The 22,355-nt window shown below is 39.7% G+C and carries 37 protein-coding genes and 1 pseudogene; all 38 read right to left on the bottom strand.

What is annotated here, in order from left to right:
- Positions 1-7: 7 nt before the first annotated feature.
- The 38 genes and pseudogenes from VIG73_RS04150 to VIG73_RS03965 all read right to left on the bottom strand — a co-directional run bounded on the left by VIG73_RS04150 (position 8) and on the right by VIG73_RS03965 (position 22,270).
- Entirely contained in the window at positions 8-808 is an 801-nt protein-coding gene (locus tag VIG73_RS04150) for an energy-coupling factor transporter transmembrane protein EcfT (protein ID WP_331639267.1), read from the bottom strand.
- A complete protein-coding gene (locus VIG73_RS04145) occupies positions 805-1,674 on the bottom strand; it encodes an energy-coupling factor ABC transporter ATP-binding protein (RefSeq protein ID WP_331639266.1) in 870 nt (289 codons plus the stop codon). The genes VIG73_RS04150 and VIG73_RS04145 overlap by 4 nt, the downstream gene beginning before the upstream one ends.
- Positions 1,650-2,489 carry an energy-coupling factor ABC transporter ATP-binding protein gene (locus VIG73_RS04140; RefSeq protein ID WP_331639265.1) on the bottom strand — a complete coding sequence of 280 codons (840 nt, stop codon included), beginning with the start codon at positions 2,487-2,489 and terminating at the stop codon, positions 1,650-1,652. The genes VIG73_RS04145 and VIG73_RS04140 overlap by 25 nt, the downstream gene beginning before the upstream one ends.
- A gap of 140 nt (positions 2,490-2,629) precedes the next feature.
- The gene (rplQ, locus tag VIG73_RS04135; RefSeq protein WP_331639264.1) at positions 2,630-2,980 is read right to left on the bottom strand and encodes a 50S ribosomal protein L17; all 351 of its coding nucleotides are present in this window, start codon (positions 2,978-2,980) and stop codon (positions 2,630-2,632) included.
- A gap of 208 nt (positions 2,981-3,188) precedes the next feature.
- A complete protein-coding gene (locus tag VIG73_RS04130; protein ID WP_331639263.1) occupies positions 3,189-4,133 on the bottom strand; it encodes a DNA-directed RNA polymerase subunit alpha in 945 nt (314 codons plus the stop codon).
- A gap of 216 nt (positions 4,134-4,349) precedes the next feature.
- Positions 4,350-4,742 carry a 30S ribosomal protein S11 gene (rpsK, locus tag VIG73_RS04125; RefSeq protein ID WP_331639262.1) on the bottom strand — a complete coding sequence of 131 codons (393 nt, stop codon included), beginning with the start codon at positions 4,740-4,742 and terminating at the stop codon, positions 4,350-4,352.
- Between the two features lie 24 nt (positions 4,743-4,766).
- Positions 4,767-5,129, bottom strand: coding sequence for a 30S ribosomal protein S13 (gene rpsM, locus VIG73_RS04120; protein ID WP_331639261.1), 363 nt, complete (start codon positions 5,127-5,129; stop codon positions 4,767-4,769).
- A gap of 24 nt (positions 5,130-5,153) precedes the next feature.
- Positions 5,154-5,267: a 50S ribosomal protein L36 gene (gene rpmJ / locus VIG73_RS04115; RefSeq protein ID WP_146938370.1), complete on the bottom strand. Its 114-nt coding sequence runs from the start codon at positions 5,265-5,267 to the stop codon at positions 5,154-5,156.
- A gap of 35 nt (positions 5,268-5,302) precedes the next feature.
- The gene (gene infA / locus VIG73_RS04110) at positions 5,303-5,521 is read right to left on the bottom strand and encodes a translation initiation factor IF-1 (protein ID WP_331639260.1); all 219 of its coding nucleotides are present in this window, start codon (positions 5,519-5,521) and stop codon (positions 5,303-5,305) included.
- Positions 5,499-5,833 (bottom strand): annotated as a pseudogene (locus tag VIG73_RS04105) (KOW motif-containing protein). Before VIG73_RS04105 ends, infA begins: the two are co-directional and overlap by 23 nt.
- 134 nt (positions 5,834-5,967) lie before the next feature.
- Positions 5,968-6,618: an adenylate kinase gene (locus tag VIG73_RS04100; protein ID WP_331639259.1), complete on the bottom strand. Its 651-nt coding sequence runs from the start codon at positions 6,616-6,618 to the stop codon at positions 5,968-5,970.
- A gap of 29 nt (positions 6,619-6,647) precedes the next feature.
- Positions 6,648-7,937, bottom strand: a complete 1,290-nt coding sequence (secY, locus tag VIG73_RS04095) for a preprotein translocase subunit SecY (RefSeq protein ID WP_331639258.1) — start codon at positions 7,935-7,937, stop codon at positions 6,648-6,650.
- Entirely contained in the window at positions 7,938-8,378 is a 441-nt protein-coding gene (rplO, locus tag VIG73_RS04090) for a 50S ribosomal protein L15 (RefSeq protein WP_331639257.1), read from the bottom strand.
- 31 nt (positions 8,379-8,409) lie between these two features.
- Positions 8,410-8,592, bottom strand: coding sequence for a 50S ribosomal protein L30 (gene rpmD / locus VIG73_RS04085; protein WP_331639256.1), 183 nt, complete (start codon positions 8,590-8,592; stop codon positions 8,410-8,412).
- A 14-nt stretch (positions 8,593-8,606) separates the two neighbouring features.
- Entirely contained in the window at positions 8,607-9,110 is a 504-nt protein-coding gene (gene rpsE, locus VIG73_RS04080) for a 30S ribosomal protein S5 (RefSeq protein WP_331639255.1), read from the bottom strand.
- Between the two features lie 21 nt (positions 9,111-9,131).
- A complete protein-coding gene (gene rplR / locus VIG73_RS04075; RefSeq protein ID WP_331639254.1) occupies positions 9,132-9,494 on the bottom strand; it encodes a 50S ribosomal protein L18 in 363 nt (120 codons plus the stop codon).
- A gap of 30 nt (positions 9,495-9,524) precedes the next feature.
- Entirely contained in the window at positions 9,525-10,061 is a 537-nt protein-coding gene (gene rplF / locus VIG73_RS04070; RefSeq protein ID WP_331639253.1) for a 50S ribosomal protein L6, read from the bottom strand.
- Between the two features lie 29 nt (positions 10,062-10,090).
- Positions 10,091-10,489 carry a 30S ribosomal protein S8 gene (rpsH, locus tag VIG73_RS04065; RefSeq protein WP_331639252.1) on the bottom strand — a complete coding sequence of 133 codons (399 nt, stop codon included), beginning with the start codon at positions 10,487-10,489 and terminating at the stop codon, positions 10,091-10,093.
- A 31-nt stretch (positions 10,490-10,520) separates the two neighbouring features.
- A complete protein-coding gene (locus tag VIG73_RS04060; RefSeq protein ID WP_331639251.1) occupies positions 10,521-10,706 on the bottom strand; it encodes a type Z 30S ribosomal protein S14 in 186 nt (61 codons plus the stop codon).
- Positions 10,707-10,848: 142 nt separating this feature from the next.
- Positions 10,849-11,388: a 50S ribosomal protein L5 gene (gene rplE, locus VIG73_RS04055; RefSeq protein ID WP_331639250.1), complete on the bottom strand. Its 540-nt coding sequence runs from the start codon at positions 11,386-11,388 to the stop codon at positions 10,849-10,851.
- Positions 11,389-11,414: 26 nt separating this feature from the next.
- Positions 11,415-11,726: a 50S ribosomal protein L24 gene (gene rplX / locus VIG73_RS04050; protein ID WP_331639249.1), complete on the bottom strand. Its 312-nt coding sequence runs from the start codon at positions 11,724-11,726 to the stop codon at positions 11,415-11,417.
- 35 nt (positions 11,727-11,761) lie between these two features.
- Positions 11,762-12,130, bottom strand: coding sequence for a 50S ribosomal protein L14 (rplN, locus tag VIG73_RS04045; protein ID WP_331639248.1), 369 nt, complete (start codon positions 12,128-12,130; stop codon positions 11,762-11,764).
- 43 nt (positions 12,131-12,173) lie between these two features.
- Entirely contained in the window at positions 12,174-12,437 is a 264-nt protein-coding gene (gene rpsQ, locus VIG73_RS04040; RefSeq protein ID WP_146938356.1) for a 30S ribosomal protein S17, read from the bottom strand.
- A gap of 24 nt (positions 12,438-12,461) precedes the next feature.
- Complete coding sequence (rpmC, locus tag VIG73_RS04035) at positions 12,462-12,662, bottom strand: 50S ribosomal protein L29 (protein ID WP_331639247.1); 201 nt, start codon at positions 12,660-12,662, stop codon at positions 12,462-12,464.
- On the bottom strand, positions 12,652-13,086 hold the full coding sequence (rplP, locus tag VIG73_RS04030) for a 50S ribosomal protein L16 (RefSeq protein ID WP_331639246.1): 435 nt from the start codon (positions 13,084-13,086) through the stop codon (positions 12,652-12,654). The genes rpmC and rplP overlap by 11 nt, the downstream gene beginning before the upstream one ends.
- Positions 13,087-13,104: 18 nt before the next feature.
- Positions 13,105-13,749 carry a 30S ribosomal protein S3 gene (rpsC, locus tag VIG73_RS04025; protein WP_331639245.1) on the bottom strand — a complete coding sequence of 215 codons (645 nt, stop codon included), beginning with the start codon at positions 13,747-13,749 and terminating at the stop codon, positions 13,105-13,107.
- A 3-nt stretch (positions 13,750-13,752) separates the two neighbouring features.
- On the bottom strand, positions 13,753-14,094 hold the full coding sequence (gene rplV / locus VIG73_RS04020) for a 50S ribosomal protein L22 (protein ID WP_331639244.1): 342 nt from the start codon (positions 14,092-14,094) through the stop codon (positions 13,753-13,755).
- A gap of 18 nt (positions 14,095-14,112) precedes the next feature.
- On the bottom strand, positions 14,113-14,391 hold the full coding sequence (gene rpsS / locus VIG73_RS04015; RefSeq protein WP_331639243.1) for a 30S ribosomal protein S19: 279 nt from the start codon (positions 14,389-14,391) through the stop codon (positions 14,113-14,115).
- A 64-nt stretch (positions 14,392-14,455) separates the two neighbouring features.
- Positions 14,456-15,283 (bottom strand): 50S ribosomal protein L2, encoded by an 828-nt coding sequence (gene rplB, locus VIG73_RS04010; protein ID WP_331639242.1) that lies wholly within the window; start codon positions 15,281-15,283, stop codon positions 14,456-14,458.
- Positions 15,284-15,306: 23 nt separating this feature from the next.
- A complete protein-coding gene (gene rplW, locus VIG73_RS04005; protein WP_331639241.1) occupies positions 15,307-15,588 on the bottom strand; it encodes a 50S ribosomal protein L23 in 282 nt (93 codons plus the stop codon).
- Positions 15,588-16,211, bottom strand: coding sequence for a 50S ribosomal protein L4 (gene rplD, locus VIG73_RS04000; protein ID WP_331639240.1), 624 nt, complete (start codon positions 16,209-16,211; stop codon positions 15,588-15,590). Before rplD ends, rplW begins: the two co-directional genes overlap by 1 nt.
- A gap of 26 nt (positions 16,212-16,237) precedes the next feature.
- Positions 16,238-16,867: a 50S ribosomal protein L3 gene (gene rplC, locus VIG73_RS03995; RefSeq protein ID WP_331639239.1), complete on the bottom strand. Its 630-nt coding sequence runs from the start codon at positions 16,865-16,867 to the stop codon at positions 16,238-16,240.
- 30 nt (positions 16,868-16,897) lie between these two features.
- Entirely contained in the window at positions 16,898-17,206 is a 309-nt protein-coding gene (rpsJ, locus tag VIG73_RS03990) for a 30S ribosomal protein S10 (protein ID WP_331639238.1), read from the bottom strand.
- A gap of 347 nt (positions 17,207-17,553) precedes the next feature.
- Positions 17,554-18,744 (bottom strand): elongation factor Tu, encoded by a 1,191-nt coding sequence (tuf, locus tag VIG73_RS03985; RefSeq protein ID WP_331639237.1) that lies wholly within the window; start codon positions 18,742-18,744, stop codon positions 17,554-17,556.
- 100 nt (positions 18,745-18,844) lie between these two features.
- A complete protein-coding gene (gene fusA, locus VIG73_RS03980) occupies positions 18,845-20,923 on the bottom strand; it encodes an elongation factor G (RefSeq protein ID WP_331639236.1) in 2,079 nt (692 codons plus the stop codon).
- Positions 20,924-20,971: 48 nt separating this feature from the next.
- Complete coding sequence (gene rpsG, locus VIG73_RS03975) at positions 20,972-21,442, bottom strand: 30S ribosomal protein S7 (protein ID WP_331639235.1); 471 nt, start codon at positions 21,440-21,442, stop codon at positions 20,972-20,974.
- A 29-nt stretch (positions 21,443-21,471) separates the two neighbouring features.
- A complete protein-coding gene (gene rpsL / locus VIG73_RS03970; RefSeq protein ID WP_331639234.1) occupies positions 21,472-21,885 on the bottom strand; it encodes a 30S ribosomal protein S12 in 414 nt (137 codons plus the stop codon).
- Between the two features lie 130 nt (positions 21,886-22,015).
- The gene (locus VIG73_RS03965; protein ID WP_331639233.1) at positions 22,016-22,270 is read right to left on the bottom strand and encodes a ribosomal L7Ae/L30e/S12e/Gadd45 family protein; all 255 of its coding nucleotides are present in this window, start codon (positions 22,268-22,270) and stop codon (positions 22,016-22,018) included.
- Between the last annotated feature and the right edge of the window lie 85 nt (positions 22,271-22,355).

Genomic DNA, 22,355 nt, shown 5'->3' with positions numbered 1-22,355 from the left:
TAAGTATTTATCCATAGTTTCTCGTTAAAAACAGGGCAATGATGACCCCAATAAATAATAAATAAATCCATAGATCTAATTTGGAAATCTTTAATTCCCGCAATTTCGAACGACCTTCGCCACCTTGATAACCACGTGCTTCCATGGCCATCGCCAATTCTTCTGCACGTTTAAAGGCACTGACAAAAAGCGGAACGAGTAATGGAACAACTGCTTTTATACGTTCTTTGACTGGACCAGTTCTAAAGTCAACACCTCTTGAGGCTTGTGCTTTAGAGATCTTATCTGTTTCCTGTACGAGAGTCGGAATAAAGCGAAGTGAAATCGACATCATTAACGCAAGTTCATGGACAGGAAATTTAATCCGCTTCAATGGGTGAAGCATTTCTTCAACAGCATCGGTTATTTCAATCGGTGTTGTTGTCAGTGTCAATAAAGATGTGATTAAAATCAATAAAAAGAAACGCATTGAAATAGCAATTCCTTGAATGACACCACTGGAATAAATTTTAATAAATGACCAGTCGATTAACAGAGTGCCTTCCTTATTGATAAATAAGTGCAAAATAAATGTAAAGATAATTAAAAACCAGACCGGCATTAACCCTTTCATAATAAATCGAATTGGCACCCTTGAAGCTAGCATGCTCGTTAAACCGAATAATGTTAGTACAAAATAACTCCAAAACGAATTCGCAAAGAAGACAATAATAACAAAAAAGAAGATGATTGTTATTTTCGTCCGAGGATCAAGCCTATGAACGACTGAATTACCAGGTACATATTGACCAATAACAAGAGAATTCATGTTCGTTCATCTCCTTTAAGCAGTTGGCAAATCTGTTCTGCGAGTTGCTTCGGGCTCTGCCGTTGAAAAGGGATTTCCTTGTTAAAGCGCTCGGAAAACTTATTCATAAATTGAATAACCTCTGGTGTGTCAAGTTGTACCTTATTTAACGCTTCTACTTGTGTAAATACGTCTTCTGGTCGGCCTTCCATATATTTCTTACCCTTATTTAAAATAATGATATGATCGGCGTATTTCATTGCATCTTCCATACTATGTGTCACAAGAACGGTCGTTAAATGTTCCTTTTGATGCAGTTGATAAAACATGTCCATGATTTCCTGTTGCCCTCTTGGGTCTAAACCAGCTGTTGGTTCATCTAGAACGAGAATGCGTGGTTTTACTGCTAAGACACCTGCAATCGCTACACGCCGCATTTGTCCTCCACTTAAATCAAAAGGCGAACGCTCTAAAAACTCTTCAGATAAGCCCACCATTGGTAATATCGTTTTGATTCGCTCGTTAATTTCTCCTTCAGCTACACCGAAGTTTTGTGGACCAAATGCGATATCCTTTTCAATCGTTTCTTCAAATAATTGATGTTCCGGATATTGGAAAACGACGCCAACTTGGCTGCGTAATGTTTTCATGTCTTTTGGTTTTTCTCGATTGGTTAAGCGAACATCCCCAATGATGACTTCTCCTTCGCTAGGGAAGACTAAACCATTTAAATGTTGAATAAGTGTTGATTTACCTGACCCTGTATGTCCGATAATCGCAACAAATGAACCCGATGGTATGTGAAATGAAATATTATCAAGTGCCTTGTGAGCAAATGGTGTGTTCTGTTGATAAACATAGCTCACATCTTTGAATGTAATGTCCATAGTTCCTCCAACAATTCCTCATGATTTAATGGTTCCATTTCAATCGGTATTTGATAATTACGTAATTCTTCTGCTAATGTCGATGTGAATGGGACATCGAGACCAATTTGACGAAGGACTTTCTTCTCTGTGAAAATTTCTCTCGGTGTACCTTCTTTCCAGATTTCACCTTTATTCATCACGATGACTCGACCCGCTTGGACCACTTCATTTAAATCATGTGTGATTGTAATTAACGATAAATCACGATCTGTTTGGATGTTTGAAACAGTATGCATAATTTCAAGTCGCCCTCTCGGGTCTAGCATCGATGTTGCCTCGTCAAGGATGAGTACTTGTGGCGAAATGGCTAAGACTCCTGCAATGGCGACACGTTGCTTCTGACCACCAGAGAGACGGTATGGCTCTGTAAGTCGATAATCTTGCATACCTACTGCTGCTAATGACTCTTCTATTCGTCGTATCATTTCATCTCTTGAAAAGCCTCGATTTTCCATACCGAAAGCGACATCATCTTGAACTGTTGTTCCGACAAATTGGTTATCAGGGTTTTGAAACACCATTCCGACATCATGCCGTATACTCCAAACTGTTTCTTCATTAACCGCCCTACCGCCGATTAAAATTTCCCCTTCTTGTGGAAAGATAAGTCCGTTCATGAGTTTTGCTATCGTTGACTTTCCTGAACCGTTATGTCCGATAATCGCTACCCATTCATTTTCATAAATGGTAAACGAACAATCCTTCAACACCCAAGGCTGCTCATCTGTGTATCGAAAGGATACATTTCTAAACTCTATTAACTTGTTCTCCATGGTGTTCCTCCTCATCATCCTTAGCTCAACTGCTTGGGTTTTAATAAAGGTTCGATTTACATTCCATTCAATGTGCAAAAAAAGGGCCTGGATTCACCTCATGAAAGAGATTCAGTCCTGCCCTTAGCTTGTATGGATTATTACACAAGTTCAATAATCGCCATTTTGGAGCCATCACCTTGACGTGTACCCAATTTAAGTACGCGTGTGTAGCCACCTTGCCGGTCTTCATAACGTGATGCAATATCACCGAAAAGTTTATCGATAACTTTTTCTTCTTCATTTGTTTTGTTATATAGAAATGCAGCTGCTTGGCGACGTGCATGAAGATCACCACGTTTACCGAGTGTGATCATTTTTTCTACTACTTTTTTAAGTTCCTTCGCTTTTGCCTCTGTTGTTTCAACACGTTCGTGAAGGATTAAATCAGATGCAAGGTTGCGAAGTAATGCCATACGAGCGTCCGTACTACGGCCTAGTTTTCTTGGCATGGACTATCCCTCCCTTTTTCCAAATGTAACCGGTCAAAAAGCTGTAAAAAACGCTATAATTGTTCGTCTTGTTCTTGTTCTGTTAAACGATCTATTTTCTTTTTAAAGAATGCTTCCTGACAAATAGTCGTTACCAAGAAGTCAACGAAGAATAATATAGCGTATCGACAGGCTTCTTGAACCTAATCTAAAGATGTCGTTTTAAGTGTTAGTCATCTTTACGCAAACCTAAATTAAGTTCGGCTAGTTTTGATTTAACCTCATCTAATGACTTGCGTCCAAGATTACGTACTTTCATCATGTCTTCTTCAGATTTTGTTGTTAGTTCTTGTACAGTATTAATCCCGGCACGTTTTAGGCAGTTATAAGATCTCACAGAAAGATCAAGCTCTTCAACAGTCATTTCCATGACTTTTTCTTTCTGATCTTCTTCTTTTTCTACCATAATTTCAGCGCTTTGGGCTTCCTCTGTTAAACTAACAAATATATTGAGATGTTCTGTGAAAATCTTAGCGCCAAGAGAAACTGCTTCTTCTGGGCGAATACTTCCATCTGTCCAAACATCAAATGTCAGTTTGTCAAAGTTTGCGCTTTGACCTACACGAGTATTTTCAACTTGATAGTTTGCACGTGAAACTGGTGTAAATACGGAATCAATTGGAATAACCCCAATCGGTAAATCATCCCGCTTATTATCCTCTGCTGGACGATAGCCACGGCCACGTTCAGCAGTTAGTTTCATATGCAGGCTTCCTTTGTCATTTAGCGTTGCAATATGGAGATCCGGATTCAATACTTCTACATCACTATCATAAATCAAGTCTCGAGCCGTAACTGTCCCCTCTCCTTGCACATCAATTTCCAATGTTTTTGCTTCATCGGAATAAATTTTCAGAGCTAAATCTTTCAAATTTAAAATAATCGTTGTTACATCTTCAACGACCCCATCAATTGTTGAGAATTCATGAAGAGCTCCATCAATTTGAACTGATGTAACAGCAGCGCCCGGAAGTGAGGATAGCAGGATACGACGCAAGGAGTTTCCTAGTGTAGTTCCATACCCACGTTCAAGTGGTTCGACAACGAACTTCCCGAATGTAGCGTCCTCGCTGATCTCTACCGTTTCAATTTTCGGCTTTTCAATTTCGATCATTCCTTAAACCCCTCCTTTAAAACGTCGAAACCCCGGTTAAACATAATGTTTAACCGAAATTCCCCAAATAGGCAGTTTGCATTGTCTCTGCACTATTTCTTTCGTACCATTTTGTCTATGCGATGTTGTTTAATAGGTTCATGAGTTAAAAGACATATCTTATGCCATCATAACCCATTATAGACAGGCTGACAAATTCTATACGCATTTTGAGCGTTATACACGACGACGTTTTGGTGGGCGACAACCATTATGTGGTACCGGTGTTACATCGCGAATAGCAGTAACTTCTAATCCCGCTGCTTGTAAAGAGCGGATTGCTGCTTCCCGACCAGCACCTGGGCCTTTTACAGTAACTTCTAATGTTTTCATACCACTTTCTAATGCTGGTTTTGCTGCTGTTTCTGCAGCCATTTGAGCAGCAAAAGGAGTGGATTTACGTGAACCTTTAAATCCTAGTGCACCTGCAGAACTCCAAGAAACAACATTACCATGTGTATCAGTAATGGTTACAATTGTATTATTAAACGTAGAACGAATATGTGCTACTCCTGATTCAATGATTTTTTTCACACGACGTTTACGGTTATTAGTTTTTTGACGTACCATAGATGATTTTTCCTCCTTTACTTATTATTTTTTACCAGCGATTGCATGACGTGGACCTTTACGTGTACGAGCATTATTTTTCGTGCTTTGACCACGTACTGGTAATCCTCGACGGTGACGCATTCCTCTGTATGAGCCGATCTCAATTAAACGTTTAATGTTTAATGATTTCTCACGACGAAGATCCCCTTCAATTGTGTAATTGTTAACTTCTTGACGAATTTTTCCAAGTTCGTCTTCTGTTAAGTCACGTACGCGTGTATCCTCGGATACACCTGCTGCTTGAAGGATTTTTTGTGCAGTTGTTTTACCAATACCATAGATATATGTTAATGAAATAACTACACGTTTATCACGTGGAATATCAATTCCTGCTATACGAGCCATTTTATATCAGCACCTCCTCGAAATTTATCCTTGTTTTTGTTTATGCTTTGGATTTTCGCAAATCACCATTACTTTTCCTTTGCGTTTGATTATTTTACATTTTTCGCACATCGGTTTAACGGATGCTCTTACTTTCATTATCTTTACCTCCTTTTATATCGGAGCTTATGCACTTATTTATAACGATACGTAATTCGCCCTTTTGTCAAATCATACGGTGAAAGTTCTACAGTCACTTTATCACCTGGTAGAATACGAATGAAGTGCATACGGATCTTACCAGATACGTGTGCTAAAACAGTATGACCGTTTTCGAGTTCTACATGAAACATAGCGTTCGGTAATGTTTCAGTGACAATACCTTCCACTTCAATAACGTCCTCTTTTGCCATCGTGTTGATCTCCCTTCTTTAATCAGTCACAATCTCATTTACAAATTTATCTAAAGCAAATCGTAATTTACCATTTGTGACACGACCAGTTTCTAGAAGGCTGTTTTGGACTTCTGGAGAAATGTAATCTAAGAGCTCAATATGATTCCGATTCTTCTTTTTTGGCCGGTCATATTTACGCTTTTCACCATCAGCAAGCAGAACAAAACGATCATCTATAACATCTATAATAATCGCGTACTGTCCCGCTTCACGTCCTCGCAGAATACGGACAACTTCACCTATTCGCGGTATACCATCCACTTCGCTCAACAACGATCACCTTCGTTTAGGTTTATTTAAAGCTTGCAAAGACCTACAGTAGTTCACTGTTAATCGTGTGTCACTTGTATACTTCAAACACTACGACATCTATTATATAACGTCATAAAGAGAATTGCATCTCTCTATTTATTGTTTTCAAGAATGGTTTGAATATCTTTGAATACAAGGCCGATCTCTTGATCGCCATCAATATCAACAAGATAACCTTTCTCTTTATAAAAGTCTAGTAATGGTTGACTTTGTTCGATATTAACTTGTAAACGATTTTTGACGGTTGCTTCTTGGTCATCATCTCTTTGGATTAGAGTCGCTCCGTCTTTGTCACATAATCCCTCTTGTTTAGGGGGGTTATATAGCACATGATAAGATGTACCACATGTTGGACATACACGACGTCCTGTTAATCGTTCGACGAGTTTGTTCTTTGGTACATTTACATGCAATACATAATCAATAGCTGTATCCATTTCTTCTAATAGCTCTTGTAATGCTTCCGCCTGAGCTATTGTTCGTGGAAAGCCATCTAATAAGAACCCATCTTTACAGTCTTCTTTTGAAAGGCGTTCCTTCACTATGCCAATGGTCACTTCATCTGGCACAAGATTACCTTGGTCCATGAAAGATTTTGCCTTTTTACCAAGATCAGTTCCTTCTTTCATTGCTAGACGGAACATATCTCCTGTTGAAATATGAGGGATATGATATGCTTCACTTATCTTTTCCGCCTGAGTGCCTTTACCAGCACCAGGAAGACCCATTAATATTAATTTCACGTTTTCCCCTCGCTTTCATTGACCTGTAATTACCTGATAAACCCTTTGTAATGTCGTTTGACTAATTGGCTTTCCAGCTGTTTCATTGTTTGTAGTGCTACCCCAACGACGATAAGCAAGCTCGTTCCACCGATTTGGATACCTGATGGAAGGTTTGCTACTGCTGCTAGTATAATTGGGAATACAGATACAACAGCAAGGAATATTGCACCAACAAATGTCAATCGATTAATCACTCGGGTTAAATAGGTTTCTGTATTATTACCAGGTCGAATGCCTGGGATATATCCACCCTGCTTTTGCAAATTCTCAGCCATTTGTTCAGGATTAACTTGAACGAACGTATAGAAATAGGTGAATGCGATAATTAACGCAACATAGATGATCATACCGACAGGGTTTGTATAATCAAAAATATACTCAATTGTTCCAGCTACTTTTCCATCAAAGAATCCTGCCACAGTACGTGGTGCCATTATAAATGCCACAGCAAAGATAACTGGAATAACACCGGCAGCATTTACTTTAAGTGGTAAGTGGGTAGAATGCCCACCAACTGGTGAACGGTTAACAATTTTTTTAGCATATTGAATCGGTATTTTTCTTAATGCTTGTTGGATAAAGATAACTCCTACTGTCACTGCAATCGCTACTAGAACGATTAATGCAACCGTGACAATGTTTAGGAATAACTCGTCACCTGGGTTATCGAAGAACTGGATATAGAGTTGTTGTATACCATTTGGTACAGCAGCAACAATCCCAGCGAAAATGAGAATCGAAATACCATTACCGACTCCATTTGCCGTAATTTGCTCACCTAACCACATTAAAAAGGTTGTTCCTGTAGTTAATACAAGTGCAATGATAATGAACTTCATAACACTTGGATCTTTAATTAAAAGACCACCTGCCATCGCATTAAATCCAATCGAGGTTGCAATAGCTTGAATAAATGCAAGAACGACAGTTCCGTATCGAGTGATTTGTGCTAATTTCTTACGGCCTGTTTCACCTTCTCTTTTCCACTCAGTAAACTTTGGTACAACATCCATTTGCAATAATTGCATGATAATCGATGCTGTAATGTAAGGCATAATTCCCATGGCAAAGATGGAGAAGTTCTGTAATGCCCCACCGCCGAATGTGTTCAAAAAGCCAAACACATTTTGCTGGTTCATAAAATCGAGTGCCTGCTTATCTGTAAAAGGCACAGGAATAAATGTGCCCAGACGGAATACAACAAGCATAAGCAGTGTAAAAATAATCTTCCGTCTGATATCACCTACGCGCATAAAATTGGAGATTGTACGGAACAATTAAATCACCTCAGCCTTACCGCCCGCTGTTTCTATTGCTTCTTTAGCAGAAGCAGAGAACTTATGAGCTTTTACTGTATATTTTTTATCAAGCGTTCCGTTTGCTAAAACCTTAATTCCTGATTTAAGGTCTTTTACGATACCTTCTTGAAGTAAGAGCTCTGGTGTAATTGTTGTACCGTCTTCAAATCGATTCAGTGTGTCAAGATTAATAACCGCATATTCTTTACGGTTAATATTAGTAAATCCACGTTTTGGCAAACGTTGGAATAAAGGTGTTTGACCACCTTCAAATCCTGGACGCACCTTTCCGCCTGCACGTGCCTTCTGACCTTTATGTCCTTTACCAGATGTTTTACCGTTTCCTGATGCCATTCCACGTCCTACTCGATTACGTTTTTTACGTGAACCTTCTTCTGGTTGTAATTCATGAAGTTTCATGCGAGCACCTCCTCTTTACACTATATAGTCATTATATCTCTTCAACTGTTACGAGATGGGATACTTTATCGATCATCCCACGAACAGAAGGTGTATCTTCTTTCTCAACGGATTCGTTGACTTTTTTTAAGCCAAGTGCTTCTACCGTTTGTAATTGTCTTTTTTGTGCACCAATAACACTCTTTGTAAGGGTGATTTTAATTTTTTTAGACATCTGACTTCCCTCCCTTAACCTAACAGTTCTTCAACCGTTTTGCCGCGTAGTTTTGCTACATCTTCTGCTCGCTTTAAGCTAACTAAGCCGTTAATTGTAGCACGGACAACGTTGATTGGAGTGTTTGATCCTAAGGATTTCGTCAAGATGTCACCAATTCCTGCAAGCTCAAGAACCGCACGAACTGGACCACCAGAGATAACTCCTGTACCTTCTGCTGCTGGTTTCATAAGGACATTACCAGAGCCGAATTTCCCATGGATTTCATGTGGAATCGTCGTTCCAACAATTGGTACTTTAATAAGATTCTTCTTAGCGTCTTCTACTGCCTTTTTAATTGCATCTGGCACTTCTAACGCCTTTCCTGTACCGAATCCTACATGACCGTTTTTATCACCAACAACTACTAGTGCTGTAAAACGGAAATTACGTCCACCTTTTACTACCTTTGCTACACGATTAACTGTAACAACACGTTCTTCAAGATCTAATTTGTTTGGATCAATAATTGTACGCATCTAAAGGTCCCCTCCTTCTTATTAAAATTCAAGACCTGCTTTACGAGCAGCGTCTGCTAATGCTTTGACACGCCCATGGAAAAGATAACCACCACGGTCGAATACAACCGAAGTATAGCCTTTTTCTTGAGCACGTTTAGCAATCAGTTCTCCAACTTTTTCAGCAGCTTCTACTGAACTTGTTGAATCAAGTGATAATTCTTTATCTACTGTTGACGCTTCTGCTAAAGTTTTACCTTCTGTATCGTCGATCAACTGAGCGTAGATGTGTTTATTTGAACGAAAAACGTTTAGACGTGGCTGTTCTGTTGTACCTTGAAGCGTACGACGCACACGTGCATGTCTTCTTTTTCGTGTTACATTTTTACTTGTCTTAGTGATCATTAACGTCACTCCTTTCTGCTCTAACTAACCTTATTTAGCAGTCTTTCCTTCTTTACGTTGTACGTATTCACCAACGTAACGAATACCTTTTCCTTTGTATGGCTCAGGTGGTCTAATTGCACGAATGTTTGCAGCTAGTGCACCTACTGCCTCTTTGTCAATTCCTTTTACAACAAGTTGTGTGTTTTTAGGAACGTCAATTTCAGTACCTTCTAATGGTTCAACTTCTACAGGGTGTGAATATCCTGCGTTGATGATCACCTTGTTACCTTGTTTTTGAGCACGGTAACCAACACCGATTATTTCTAGTTCTTTTTGGAAACCTTTGCTAACACCTTCAACCATATTAGCAATTAGGCTACGTGTTGTTCCGTGTAAAGATCGTTGTTCTTTCGTATCATTTGATCGTTCAACGAATACTGTGTTTTCTTCTATTTTAACATGAATTGATTCACTGATTTCTTTTGTCAATTCGCCTTTTGGGCCTTTTACTTTTACAGTCGTTCCATCAAGTGTAATTTCTACACCTTGTGGAATTTCAATTGGATTTAATCCTGTACGAGACATCACTTGCACCTCCTCAACCTAATTGTTACTTACCACACATATGCAAGAACTTCGCCACCAACGGCTTGTGCGCGTGCTTCCTTATCTGAAAGCACTCCTTTTGATGTTGACACGATTGCAATACCTAAACCATTTAGTACACGTGGCACTTCTGTTGCTTTAGCATATACACGAAGACCTGGTTTACTAATACGTTTTAGGCCAGTTATAACACGCTCATCATTTGGACCGTATTTAAGGAATATACGGAGAACACCTTGTTTGTTGTCTTCGATATATTCGTAATCACGGACAAAACCCTCACGTTTTAGGATATCAGCTATTTCTTTTTTCATTTTAGAAGCCGGAAGCTCTAATTTATCATGTTTTACTTCGCTCGCATTACGAATACGAGTTAACATATCTGCAATTGGATCTGTCATTACCATTAATATTTACCTCCTTCCCTAATTTACGGGTTTACCAGCTTGCTTTTTTGACACCAGGAATTTGACCTTTATGGGCAAGTTCGCGGAAACAAATACGGCAAAGTCTAAATTTACGGATTACAGAATGTGGACGACCACAACGTTCACAGCGAGTATATTCACGAACTTTAAATTTCTGTGGGCGCTTCTGTTTCGCAATCATTGATTTTTTGGCCACAATTTTCCCTCCTTGTTTAGCTCTAAAACGTGTTTCGGTTAACCGGTTTATCTCGTAATGGAGTCGTCCTTTAATATAGAAGTAAAACCACTTACGAAATAGCCTTTTACATCGGTCATTCCTTCATATTCCTAAAGAGTGATTATCTTTGGAATGGCATGCCTAGTTGAGCTAACAGTTCACGAGCTTCTTCATCTGTGTTAGAAGTTGTTACGATAACAATATCCATACCACGGACTTTGTTTACTTTATCATACTCAATTTCTGGGAAAATCAATTGTTCTTTAATTCCAAGTGTATAGTTTCCACGACCATCAAATGCTTTTTTAGATATGCCACGGAAGTCACGAACCCTTGGTAATGCAACACTGATAAGTTTTTGTAAGAATTCATACATACGTGTACCGCGAAGGGTTACTTTTGCTCCGATCGGCATGCCTTCACGTAGACGGAAACCTGCGATAGATTTTTTCGCGCGTGTAACCACAGGCTTTTGCCCAGAAATTAATGAGAGTTCTTCAACTGCGCTATCTAATGCTTTAGCGTTTTGAACGGCGTCGCCCACTCCCATATTGATTACGATTTTTTCGATTTTTGGTACTTCCATTACGGATGAATAGTTAAACTTCTCAACTAAAGATGGAACGATTTCTTCTTGATATTTTTGCTTCAATTGATTCATCATGATGCCCTCCTTTCGCCAACAATTTATTTATCTAAAGGTTCACCGGATTTTTTTGCAATGCGAACTTTTTTGCCATCGCGAACCTCAAAGCCAACACGAGTTGGTTCACCTGATTTTGGATCAATTGGCATGACATTGGAAACATGGATCGGTGCTTCTTGATTAAGAATTCCGCCTTGCGGGTTTTCTTGTGAAGGTTTTGCGTGTTTTTGAACCATGTTAATACCTTCTACAAGTACACGATCCGTTTTAGGAAATGCTTCTAAAACTGTACCTTGTTTTCCGCGGTCTTTTCCGGAAATCACTTTAACTTTATCACCTTTTTTTACATGCATGCTTGATGCACCTCCTTACAAGGTCAATTCGGTTATTACAATACTTCTGGAGCTAAAGATATAATTTTCATAAAGTCTGCATCTCGTAATTCACGTGCTACAGGCCCAAAAATACGTGTTCCTCGTGGGCTCTTATCATCGCGAACGATGACAGCTGCGTTTTCATCAAAACGGATATAAGAACCATCGTTGCGGCGCACGCCCGTTTTTGTACGTACGATAACCGCTTTAACGACTTCGCCTTTTTTGACAACGCCTCCTGGTGTAGCTTGTTTAACTGAACAAACGATAACATCACCAATATTTGCGGTCTTACGGCCAGTTCCGCCGAGGACTTTGATTGTCTTTACTTCACGTGCACCAGAGTTATCTGCAATTTTCAAAGAACTTTCTTGTTGGATCATAACACTCTGACCTCCTTTCGGACACCTTCCGAGCGAACATTAATTATATAATAACTGCTTCTTCAACGATTTCGACTAAGCGAAAACGTTTTGTCGCTGATAATGGACGAGTTTCCATTATACGTACGATGTCGCCTGTTTTTGCTTGATTATTTTCGTCATGTGCTTTAAATTTTTTCGAGTCTTTAATACGTTTCTTATATAATGGATGGACTTTATATGTTTCAACTAAAACAGTAATTGTTTTATCCATTTTATCTGATACAACCCGACCAGTATAAACTTTTCGATCATTACGTTCAGCCATAATGAGGTTAACCTCCTCTCATAATCAGTTATTAACGCTTAATTCACGTTGACGGATAACTGTTTTCATACGTGCGATGGACTTTTTAACTTGACGAATACGTGCTGTGTTTTCAAGTTGCCCTGTCGCTAGTTGGAAACGAAGATTAAACAATTCTTCTTTTAACGATTGTACTTTTTGCTCAATTTCGGCAGTGGTCAGTTCTCTGATTTCATTAGCCTTCATTGATTTCACCACCAATTTCTTCACGTTTTACAAATTTAGTTCTAATCGGCAGTTTATGAGAGGCAAGGCGCAATGCTTCACGTGCAACCTCTTCTTCAACACCTGCGATTTCAAATAGGATTTTTCCTGGTTTAACGACAGCAACCCATGCTTCCGGGGCACCTTTACCAGAACCCATTCGTACTTCTAGAGGTTTAGCGGTATATGGTTTGTTCGGGAAAATTTTAATCCAAACTTTTCCTCCACGTTTCATGAAACGTGTCATGGCAATACGAGCTGCCTCAATTTGACGTGCTGTAATCCATGTTGGTTCTAATGCTTGTAGTCCGTATTCACCAAAGGCAATTTCTTTTCCACCTTTAGCTTGGCCTTTCATTCTGCCACGATGTTCTTTACGATATTTCACGCGTTTAGGCATTAACATAATTCGTTGCCCCCTTCCTTATTTTTTTGGTTTTTCTGGAAGGACTTCTCCACGATAAATCCACACTTTTACGCCAAGTTTACCGTATGTGGTGTCAGCTTCTACATTTGCGTAGTCAATGTCTGCGCGTAATGTGTGAAGTGGTACTGTCCCTTCGCTATATTGTTCTGCACGAGCAATATCTGCTCCTCCGAGTCGGCCTGAAACAATCGTTCTAACACCTTTTGCTCCTGCGCGCATGACGCGTTGGATCGCTTGTTTCTGTGCACGACGGAATGAGATACGTCCTTCTAATTGACGTGCGATGTTTTCAGCAACTAATTTAGCATCTAGATCAACTTTTTTAACTTCAACAATGTTAATATGAACACGTTTGCCAGTTAATTTGTTTAATGATTTACGTAAAGCTTCTACTTCAGAACCGCCTTTACCAATCACCATTCCTGGTTTACCTGTGTGAATTGTAATATTAACACGGTTAGCAGCGCGCTCAATTTCAATTGTCGAAACAGCAGCTTTGCTTAAGCGGTTCTCAAGATATTCTCTAATTTTAATATCTTCATGTAGTAAGTCTGCATAGTCTTTGTCATCGGCATACCATTTAGACTCCCAGTCTTTGATGATCCCGACACGAAGACCTGTTGGGTTAATTTTTTGGCCCACTGATTACCCCTCCTTCTTTTCTGTTAAAACCACGGTAATGTGGCTTGTGCGTTTATTAATTCCGCTTGCACGACCTTGTGCACGAGGACGGAATCGTTTAAGTGTTACACCTTCATTTACATATGCTTCAGATACGACTAAGTTGTCTGTATCCATTTCATAGTTATGTTCAGCATTTGCAATCGCTGAGTTTAATAGTTTTTCGACGACTGGTGAAGCGCTGCGTTGTGTGTGCTTTAAAATAGCAACTGCTTCATTAACGTCTTTTCCTCGAATCAAATCTATGACTAAGCGTACTTTACGAGGCGCTATACGAACTGATTTCGCTACGGCTTTTGCTTGCATACGAAGTGCCTCCTCTCATTATTTTGCTGTAATTTTCTCAGAACCAGAATGCCCTTTGAACGTGCGTGTTGGTGCGAATTCACCTAATTTATGTCCTACCATGTCTTCTGTGATATATACAGGTACATGTTTGCGTCCGTCATATACGGCAATTGTGTGTCCCACAAATGATGGGAAAATAGTTGAGCGACGTGACCATGTTTTAATAACACGTTTTTTGTCTTGCTCATTTAATTCGTCAATTTTCTTCATCAGATGGTCATCTGCAAAAGGTCCCTTTTTTAAGCTACGACCCATGAGTAAACCTCCTTTCAGAGTTAAGAGACGGGGATTATCATCCCGTCATCCTATTCTGTTTCGTTTATTTTTTACGTCTACGTACAATATATTTGTCAGACTTTTTCGCTTTACGTGTTTTATATCCAAGTGTAGGCTGACCCCATGGTGTAACAGGTGACTTAAGTCCGATTGGTGTACGTCCTTCACCACCACCGTGTGGGTGATCAACTGGGTTCATAACAGAACCACGTACGTGTGGTCGTTTACCTAACCAGCGTGAACGTCCCGCTTTACCGATACGGATCAATTCATGTTCAACATTACCCACTTGGCCGACAGTTGCACGGCATGTTCCAAGGATTAAACGAACTTCACCTGAAGACAAACGAACTAACACATACTTATCTTCGCGTCCAAGGATTTGCGCTTCTGCGCCAGCAGAACGTGCAAGCTGACCACCACGTCCTGGTTTTAATTCTACATTATGGATAATTGTACCTACAGGAATGTTTTTAAGTGGTAATGCGTTTCCTGTGATAATATCCACTTGTTCACCAGATTCAATAGTGTCGCCAACTTTTAAACCTTTTGGTGCTAGGATATAACGCTTTTCACCGTCAACATAGTTGATTAATGCAATGTTAGCAGAACGGTTTGGATCGTATTCGATTGTAGCAACGCGTCCTGGTATACCGTCTTTGTTTCGCTTGAAGTCAATAACACGATATTGACGTTTATGGCCGCCTCCTTTAAAGCGCGCCGTTGTTCTTCCTTGGTTATTACGTCCAGCACGTTTACTTAGTGGACTTAATAATGATTTCTCAGCTCGATCTGTTGTAATATCTGAGAAAGTAGATACAGTCATTGTACGTCTACCGCCAGTGGTAGGTTTGAATTTCTTAATCGCCATTTTTATTTCCCTCCCTCACTTTATTATAGAAAATCTAATTCCTTGCTATCTTCGGAAAGCTGTACAATCGCTTTTTTGCGATTTGGGCGGAAACCACCGTAGCGGCCCATTCTTTTGAACTTCCCTTTTAAATTCATTGTGTTTATTTTATCAACTTTTACATCAAAGATAACCTCGATAGCGTGTTTAATCTCTGCTTTGTTTGCTTTTGGGCTAACTTCGAATGTGTATTTTTTTTCTGCCATCAAGTCAGCAGAATGTTCTGTAATGACGGGGCGTTTGATAATATCACGTGGGTCTTTCATTACGCGAACACCTCCCCTGCTTTTTCCGCTGCGTCTTTTGTTAAGATCAGCTTGTCATGCGCCAGCAAATCTAATACATTTACTTCTTCAACAGTTAGCACTTTAACTTCTTGAAGGTTATTTGCTGAGCGAATTACATTATCGTCTTTTTCTGTTGTAACGATTAATGCTTTTGTATCTACTTTTAAATTGTTTAGCATGTCGACAAATTGCTTTGTCTTTGGTGCTTCAAATGCTAATTGTTCTAATACAACAACATTATCGTTTGCTACTTTCGATGAAAGAGCAGATTTTAATGCTAAACGGCGTACTTTCTTAGGAAGCTTATAGCTATAGCTACGTGGTGTCGGTCCAAAGACTACTCCGCCTCCTACCCATTGTGGTGAGCGAATAGAGCCTTGGCGTGCACGACCTGTTCCTTTTTGACGCCATGGTTTACGTCCGCCTCCTCTTACTTCGGAACGATTTTTCACTTTATGTGTTCCTTGACGTAGAGATGCGCGTTGCATAACGACTGCTTCATGTAAAACATGTGTATTCGGTTCTATTCCGAAAACAGCCTCGTTTAATTCGATGTCACCTGTTTGTGAACCATCTTGTTTAAATAGTGCTACTTTAGGCATGACATTTCCTCCCTTCATTTATGTGATTATTTAGCCTTTACTGCACTCGTAATTTTTACGAATGATTTCTTTGCACCTGGTACATTACCTTTAATTAATAACAGGTTGCGTTCTGTATCAACTTTAACGACTTCTAAGTTCTGAATCGTTACTTGTTCTGAACCCATTTGTCCAGGGAGTTTCTTTCCTGGCAATACACGTGCAGGGTCAACAGGCCCCATCGTTCCGTGTCCTCTGTGATATCTAGAACCGTGAGTCATTGGTCCACGCGCATAATTATGGCGTTTAATGGATCCTTGGAAACCTTTCCCTTTAGATGTACCTGTTACATCAATTTTTTCACCTGGTTCAAATACATCTACGCTAATTTCTTGACCTACTTCATATTCATCAAGATTTGCGTTACGGATCTCACGAATGTAGCGCTTAGGGGTTGTGTTTGCTTTTTCAGCATGGCCCTTTGCGGCTTTGTTTGTACGTGATTCCTTTTGATCTTTAAAACCGATTTGAATGGCTTCATAGCCGTCATTTTCCATCGTGCGTTTTTGTAATACAACATTTGGCTCAGCTTGAATAACAGTTACTGGAATGAGTTCTCCATTCTCAGTAAACAATTGAGTCATGCCGATTTTGCGGCCTAAGATTCCTTTCGTCATATCCGTTACACCTCCTAAAGTCTTTCAAAATTATAATTTTATTTCTATGTCAACACCAGACGGTAAGTCAAGACGCATTAACGAATCAACTGTCTGTGGCGTTGGATTGACAATATCAATCAAGCGCTTATGAGTGCGCATTTCGAATTGCTCACGAGCATCTTTGTATTTATGAACCGCTCTTAGAACTGTATAAACAGATCTTTCTGTTGGTAATGGGATTGGTCCAGATACGTTTGCTCCGGAGCGTTTTGCTGTGTTAACAATCTTTTCTGCGGATTGGTCTAGAATACGATAATCATATGCTTTCAAACGAATTCTGATTTTCTCTTTTGCCATTACTTTCCCTCCTTTTCGCCCATTTTATAATAGACTTGCTCCACGAAAATTTCTTAGCGCACCGCCATGGCAAAGGGGCCGGGTGTGCCAACAACCTTTCGCATCATTGCCTATTTTTTCGTCAACGTTGATATTATACAAAAATGACGCTGACAATGCAACTTCTTCCGTTTTTATAGGATTGCACATTTATTAATTATACAAACTATCTATATAGATTGCAAGGGTTACGGGGAATTATTTTCGTTAAAATCATTACCTTTTAAATGATTACTTGTTAAGAATACCCAAAAAGAAAAATCAGGTAGCTCTATTTAGAAGCTACCTGATTTGATTCAGTCTATTTATTATTTAGAGATTTCTGTAACAACGCCTGAACCTACAGTACGTCCACCTTCACGAATAGAGAAACGTGTACCGTCTTCAATCGCGATTGGTGAGATCAATTCAACTTCCATCTCTACGTTGTCACCAGGCATAACCATTTCTACACCTTCTGGTAAGCTAACAACGCCAGTTACGTCAGTTGTACGGAAGTAGAATTGTGGACGATAGTTAGAGAAGAATGCTGTGTGACGTCCACCTTCTTCTTTAGATAGAACATAAACTTCTGCTTTGAATTTTGTATGTGGTGTAATTGTACCTGGTTGAGCAAGTACTTGACCACGTTTAATGTCTTCACGTTCTACTCCACGAAGTAATGCACCGATGTTGTCTCCTGCTTCTGCATAATCAAGAAGTTTACGGAACATCTCAACACCAGTAACAGTTGTTTTTGTAGCTTCATCAGCAAGTCCGATAACTTCTACTTCGTCTCCGACTTTAACTTGACCACGCTCTACACGTCCAGTTGCAACTGTTCCACGACCAGTAATAGAGAATACGTCCTCAACTGGCATCATGAATGGTTTGTCAGTATCACGCTCTGGAGTTGGTACATATTCGTCAACAGCGTTCATTAGTTCAACGATTTTTTGCTCGTATTCTTCAACACCTTCTAATGCTTTTAGTGCTGAACCAGCAATAACTGGGATATCGTCACCAGGGAATTCGTATTCAGATAATAGTTCACGAATTTCCATTTCTACTAATTCTAGTAATTCTTCATCATCAACCATATCTACTTTGTTCATGAATACAACAATTGCTGGAACACCTACGTTACGTGAAAGTAAGATGTGCTCACGAGTTTGTGGCATTGGGCCATCAGCAGCAGATACAACTAGAATAGCACCGTCCATTTGTGCTGCACCAGTAATCATGTTTTTAACATAGTCAGCGTGTCCTGGGCAGTCAACGTGTGCATAGTGACGTGTTTCAGTTTCATATTCTACGTGAGAAGTAGCGATTGTAATACCACGTTCTCTTTCTTCTGGTGCACCGTCAATTTCGTCATATGCTTTTGCTTCACCTGAACCGTTTAATTTGTTCATAACGTTTGTGATTGCAGCAGTTAATGTTGTTTTACCATGGTCAACGTGTCCAATTGTACCAATGTTAACGTGCTCTTTGGAGCGATCAAATTTTTCTTTAGCCATTTATAGTTCCTCCTTCAAAATGAAAAGAATAGTTTTTTATTTAAACTTAGAAAATCTAAGCCTTACTCAAAGTTATACTTGACACAGGCGAAAAAATCAATTATTCACCTGTGTTTTTTTCAATAATTTCTTCAGCAATGCTTTTCGGCACTTCTTCATAGTGATCAAAATACATCGTGTATGTTCCACGACCTTGTGTATTCGAACGAAGTGCTGTTGCATAACCAAACATTTCTGCAAGTGGTACAAATGCTCTAACAACTTGCGCATTACCACGAGCTTCCATTCCGTCTACACGGCCACGACGTGATGTAACATCACCCATGATATCTCCCATGTATTCTTCAGGAATGACGATTTCTACTTTCATCATTGGCTCTAGTAATACAGGATCACATTTATTTTTTGCAGCTTTTAATGCCATAGATGCTGCGATTTTAAATGCCATCTCATTCGAGTCAACATCATGGTAGCTTCCGTCGTATAGTGATGCTTTCACATCAATAAGTGGATAGCCTGCAAGTACCCCATTTTCCATTGACTCTTCGATACCTTGTTCTACAGCTGGAATGTATTCACGTGGAACTACCCCGCCGACGATGTTGTTCTCAAACTCGAAACCAGCACCTTCTTTAAGTGGTTCGAATTTAACCCAAACATGTCCGTACTGACCACGACCACCAGACTGTCGAATAAATTTACCTTCCACTTCAGCTGCTTTACGGAATGTTTCACGATAAGCAACTTGTGGAGCACCTACGTTAGCTTCAACTTTAAATTCACGTTTTAGACGATCAACGATAACGTCTAAGTGAAGTTCACCCATACCGGAAATGATTGTTTGGCCTGTTTCGGCGTTCATTTCTGTTTTAAATGTTGGGTCTTCTTCCGCTAACTTACCTAAAGCGATCCCCATCTTATCTTGGTCTGCTTTAGTCTTAGGTTCAATAGCTACGGAGATAACTGGTTCAGGGAATTCCATAGATTCAAGGATAACAAGATTCTTTGCATCACATAGTGTATCCCCTGTTGCCGTATCTTTTAAACCTACAGCTGCCGCAATTTCCCCACTATAAATGGTTGGAATCTCTTCACGGTGGTTTGCGTGCATCTGTAAAATACGTCCAATACGTTCACGTTTATCTTTCGTAGGGTTCTGTACATATGAACCTGCATCCAATGTACCAGAATACACACGGAAGAAGGTTAGCTTACCAACGTATGGATCTGTCATAACTTTAAACGCTAATGCTGAGAATGGAGCATTATCGTCTGCTGGACGTTCAACTTCTTCTTCTGTTCCTGGAACAATCCCTTGGATTGCAGGAATATCTGTTGGAGCCGGAAGATAGTTAATAACACCGTCTAGTAGTAATTGAACCCCTTTATTTTTAAATGCTGAGCCGCAGAATACAGGGTAGAAGTCAACACTTAAAGTTGCCTTACGGATAGCTTCTCTAAGTTCATCTTTAGTGATTTCTTCGCCTTCTAGATACTTCATCATTAATTCTTCATCTAATTCAGCAACAGCTTCCACTAGAGACTCACGAAGTTCTTCTGCTTTATCTTGTAATTCAGCAGGAATCTCACCTGAATCTGATTTTGTTCCGAGATCATCTAAATAGAAATGTGCTTCCATTTCAATTAAATCAATGATTCCCTCGAATTGGTCTTCAGCACCGATTGGAAGTTGTACAGGATGAGCATTCGCTCCTAAACGGTCTTTTAATGTGTTTGTTGCATATAAAAAGTCCGCACCTGTTTTATCCATCTTATTAATAAAGACAATTCTCGGTACACCGTATGTTGTCGCCTGACGCCATACTGTTTCTGTTTGCGGCTCTACACCTGACTGTGCATCAAGTACAGTAACTGCACCATCAAGTACACGAAGTGAACGTTCAACTTCAACTGTAAAGTCTACGTGACCTGGTGTATCAATGATGTTGATACGATGGCCATCCCACTCAGCAGTGGTTGCTGCGGATGTAATGGTAATTCCGCGTTCTTGCTCTTGCTCCATCCAGTCCATCTGTGAAGCACCTTCATGTGTTTCACCAAGCTTATGAATGCGTCCTGTGTAGAAAAGAATACGCTCTGTTGTAGTGGTTTTACCAGCATCGATGTGTGCCATAATACCAATGTTTCGCGTCTTTTCCAAGGAGAACTTTCTAGCCATATCTCTTTCTCCTTCCTATCTTTTATTAATATAAAAATGTTTAATTGATTACCAACGATAGTGAGCAAACGCTTTGTTAGCTTCTGCTTGCTTATGAAGTTCTTCGCGTTTTTTCACTGCTGCACCTGTATTATTAGAAGCATCTAGAATTTCATTAGCTAAACGCTCTTCCATTGTTTTTTCCCCGCGTAGACGAGAATAATTTACAAGGTAACGTAAACCTAATGCTTGGCGTCGGTCTGGACGCACTTCCATCGGCACAAGATAGTTGGAACCCCCAACACGACGTGCGCGAACTTCTAATACCGGCATAACGTTTTTCATCGCTTCTTCAAAAACGTCCATTGGTTGTTGGCCGCTTTTTTCTTTTACTAATTCAAATGCTTTATATAAGATCTTTTGCGCTTTTCCTCGTTTACCATCTACCATGATTTGGTTGATTAAACGAGTGACCAATTTTGAGTCGTATACCGGATCTGGTAACACGTCTCTTTTTGGTACTGGACCTTTACGTGGCATGTAAAATCCTCCCTTCTGTCTGTATTAGTTTAGTTTTTCGGTTTTTTAGCACCGTATTTAGAACGTCCTTGCATACGTCCTTCAACTCCTGCGGTATCCAATGCACCACGTACAACGTGATAACGAACACCCGGTAAGTCTTTTACACGTCCACCACGTAGTAAAACAACGTTGTGTTCTTGGAGATTGTGACCAATTCCAGGAATGTATGCAGTTACTTCCATGTTATTTGATAAACGAACACGCGCATATTTACGTAATGCTGAGTTCGGTTTTTTAGGTGTTAGTGTTCCTACACGTGTACATACTCCACGTTTTTGCGGAGAGTTAACGCGTGTAAATTGCTTTTTAAAGCTGTTGTAGTTTCTGCTAAGAGCTGGTGAGTCAGATTTTTTAGGTTTGCTCTTACGACCTTTGCGAATTAATTGGTTAATTGTAGGCATGTTAATGGTTCCTCCTTTCTCGTTTTTAATGATTTGAACCACGTTGAAATGCGTTTTTTCTAATGCCACACATCCAGGTGGCTCATCTTTTGGTAAAAAAACAAAGCTTTCGTGGTAACACCCACCAAAACTAAGGTTTTCTTATGGAAACTGTTGCTGCGTGAACTTCAATTCCACATGCACGACCTAGTTTTTTCTTAGAGTCAACATAATGGCACGGAATACTTAACTCTCCTGCCATTTCAATGACTTCTTGTGTGATTTTCCGGTCGGCATCATCAGCTATAAACACATCGCAAATCTCGCCATTTTTCATAGCCTTTAGCGATTGTTTTGTTCCAATAATTAAACGCGATTTTGCTTGAGTTACTTTTTCATAAGACATCTTTCTATATCCTCCAAAGCAACACATTTTAAACGGAATCACCTTGAATATATTATCATTCTCTTTTTTTAATGTCAACTGAATA

This window comes from Cerasibacillus sp. (assembly GCF_036516575.1).
GTDB lineage: Bacteria > Bacillota > Bacilli > Bacillales > Amphibacillaceae > Cerasibacillus.
Note: the sequence above shows the minus strand (reverse complement) of the source record. Positions and strands in the feature narration are given on the sequence as shown.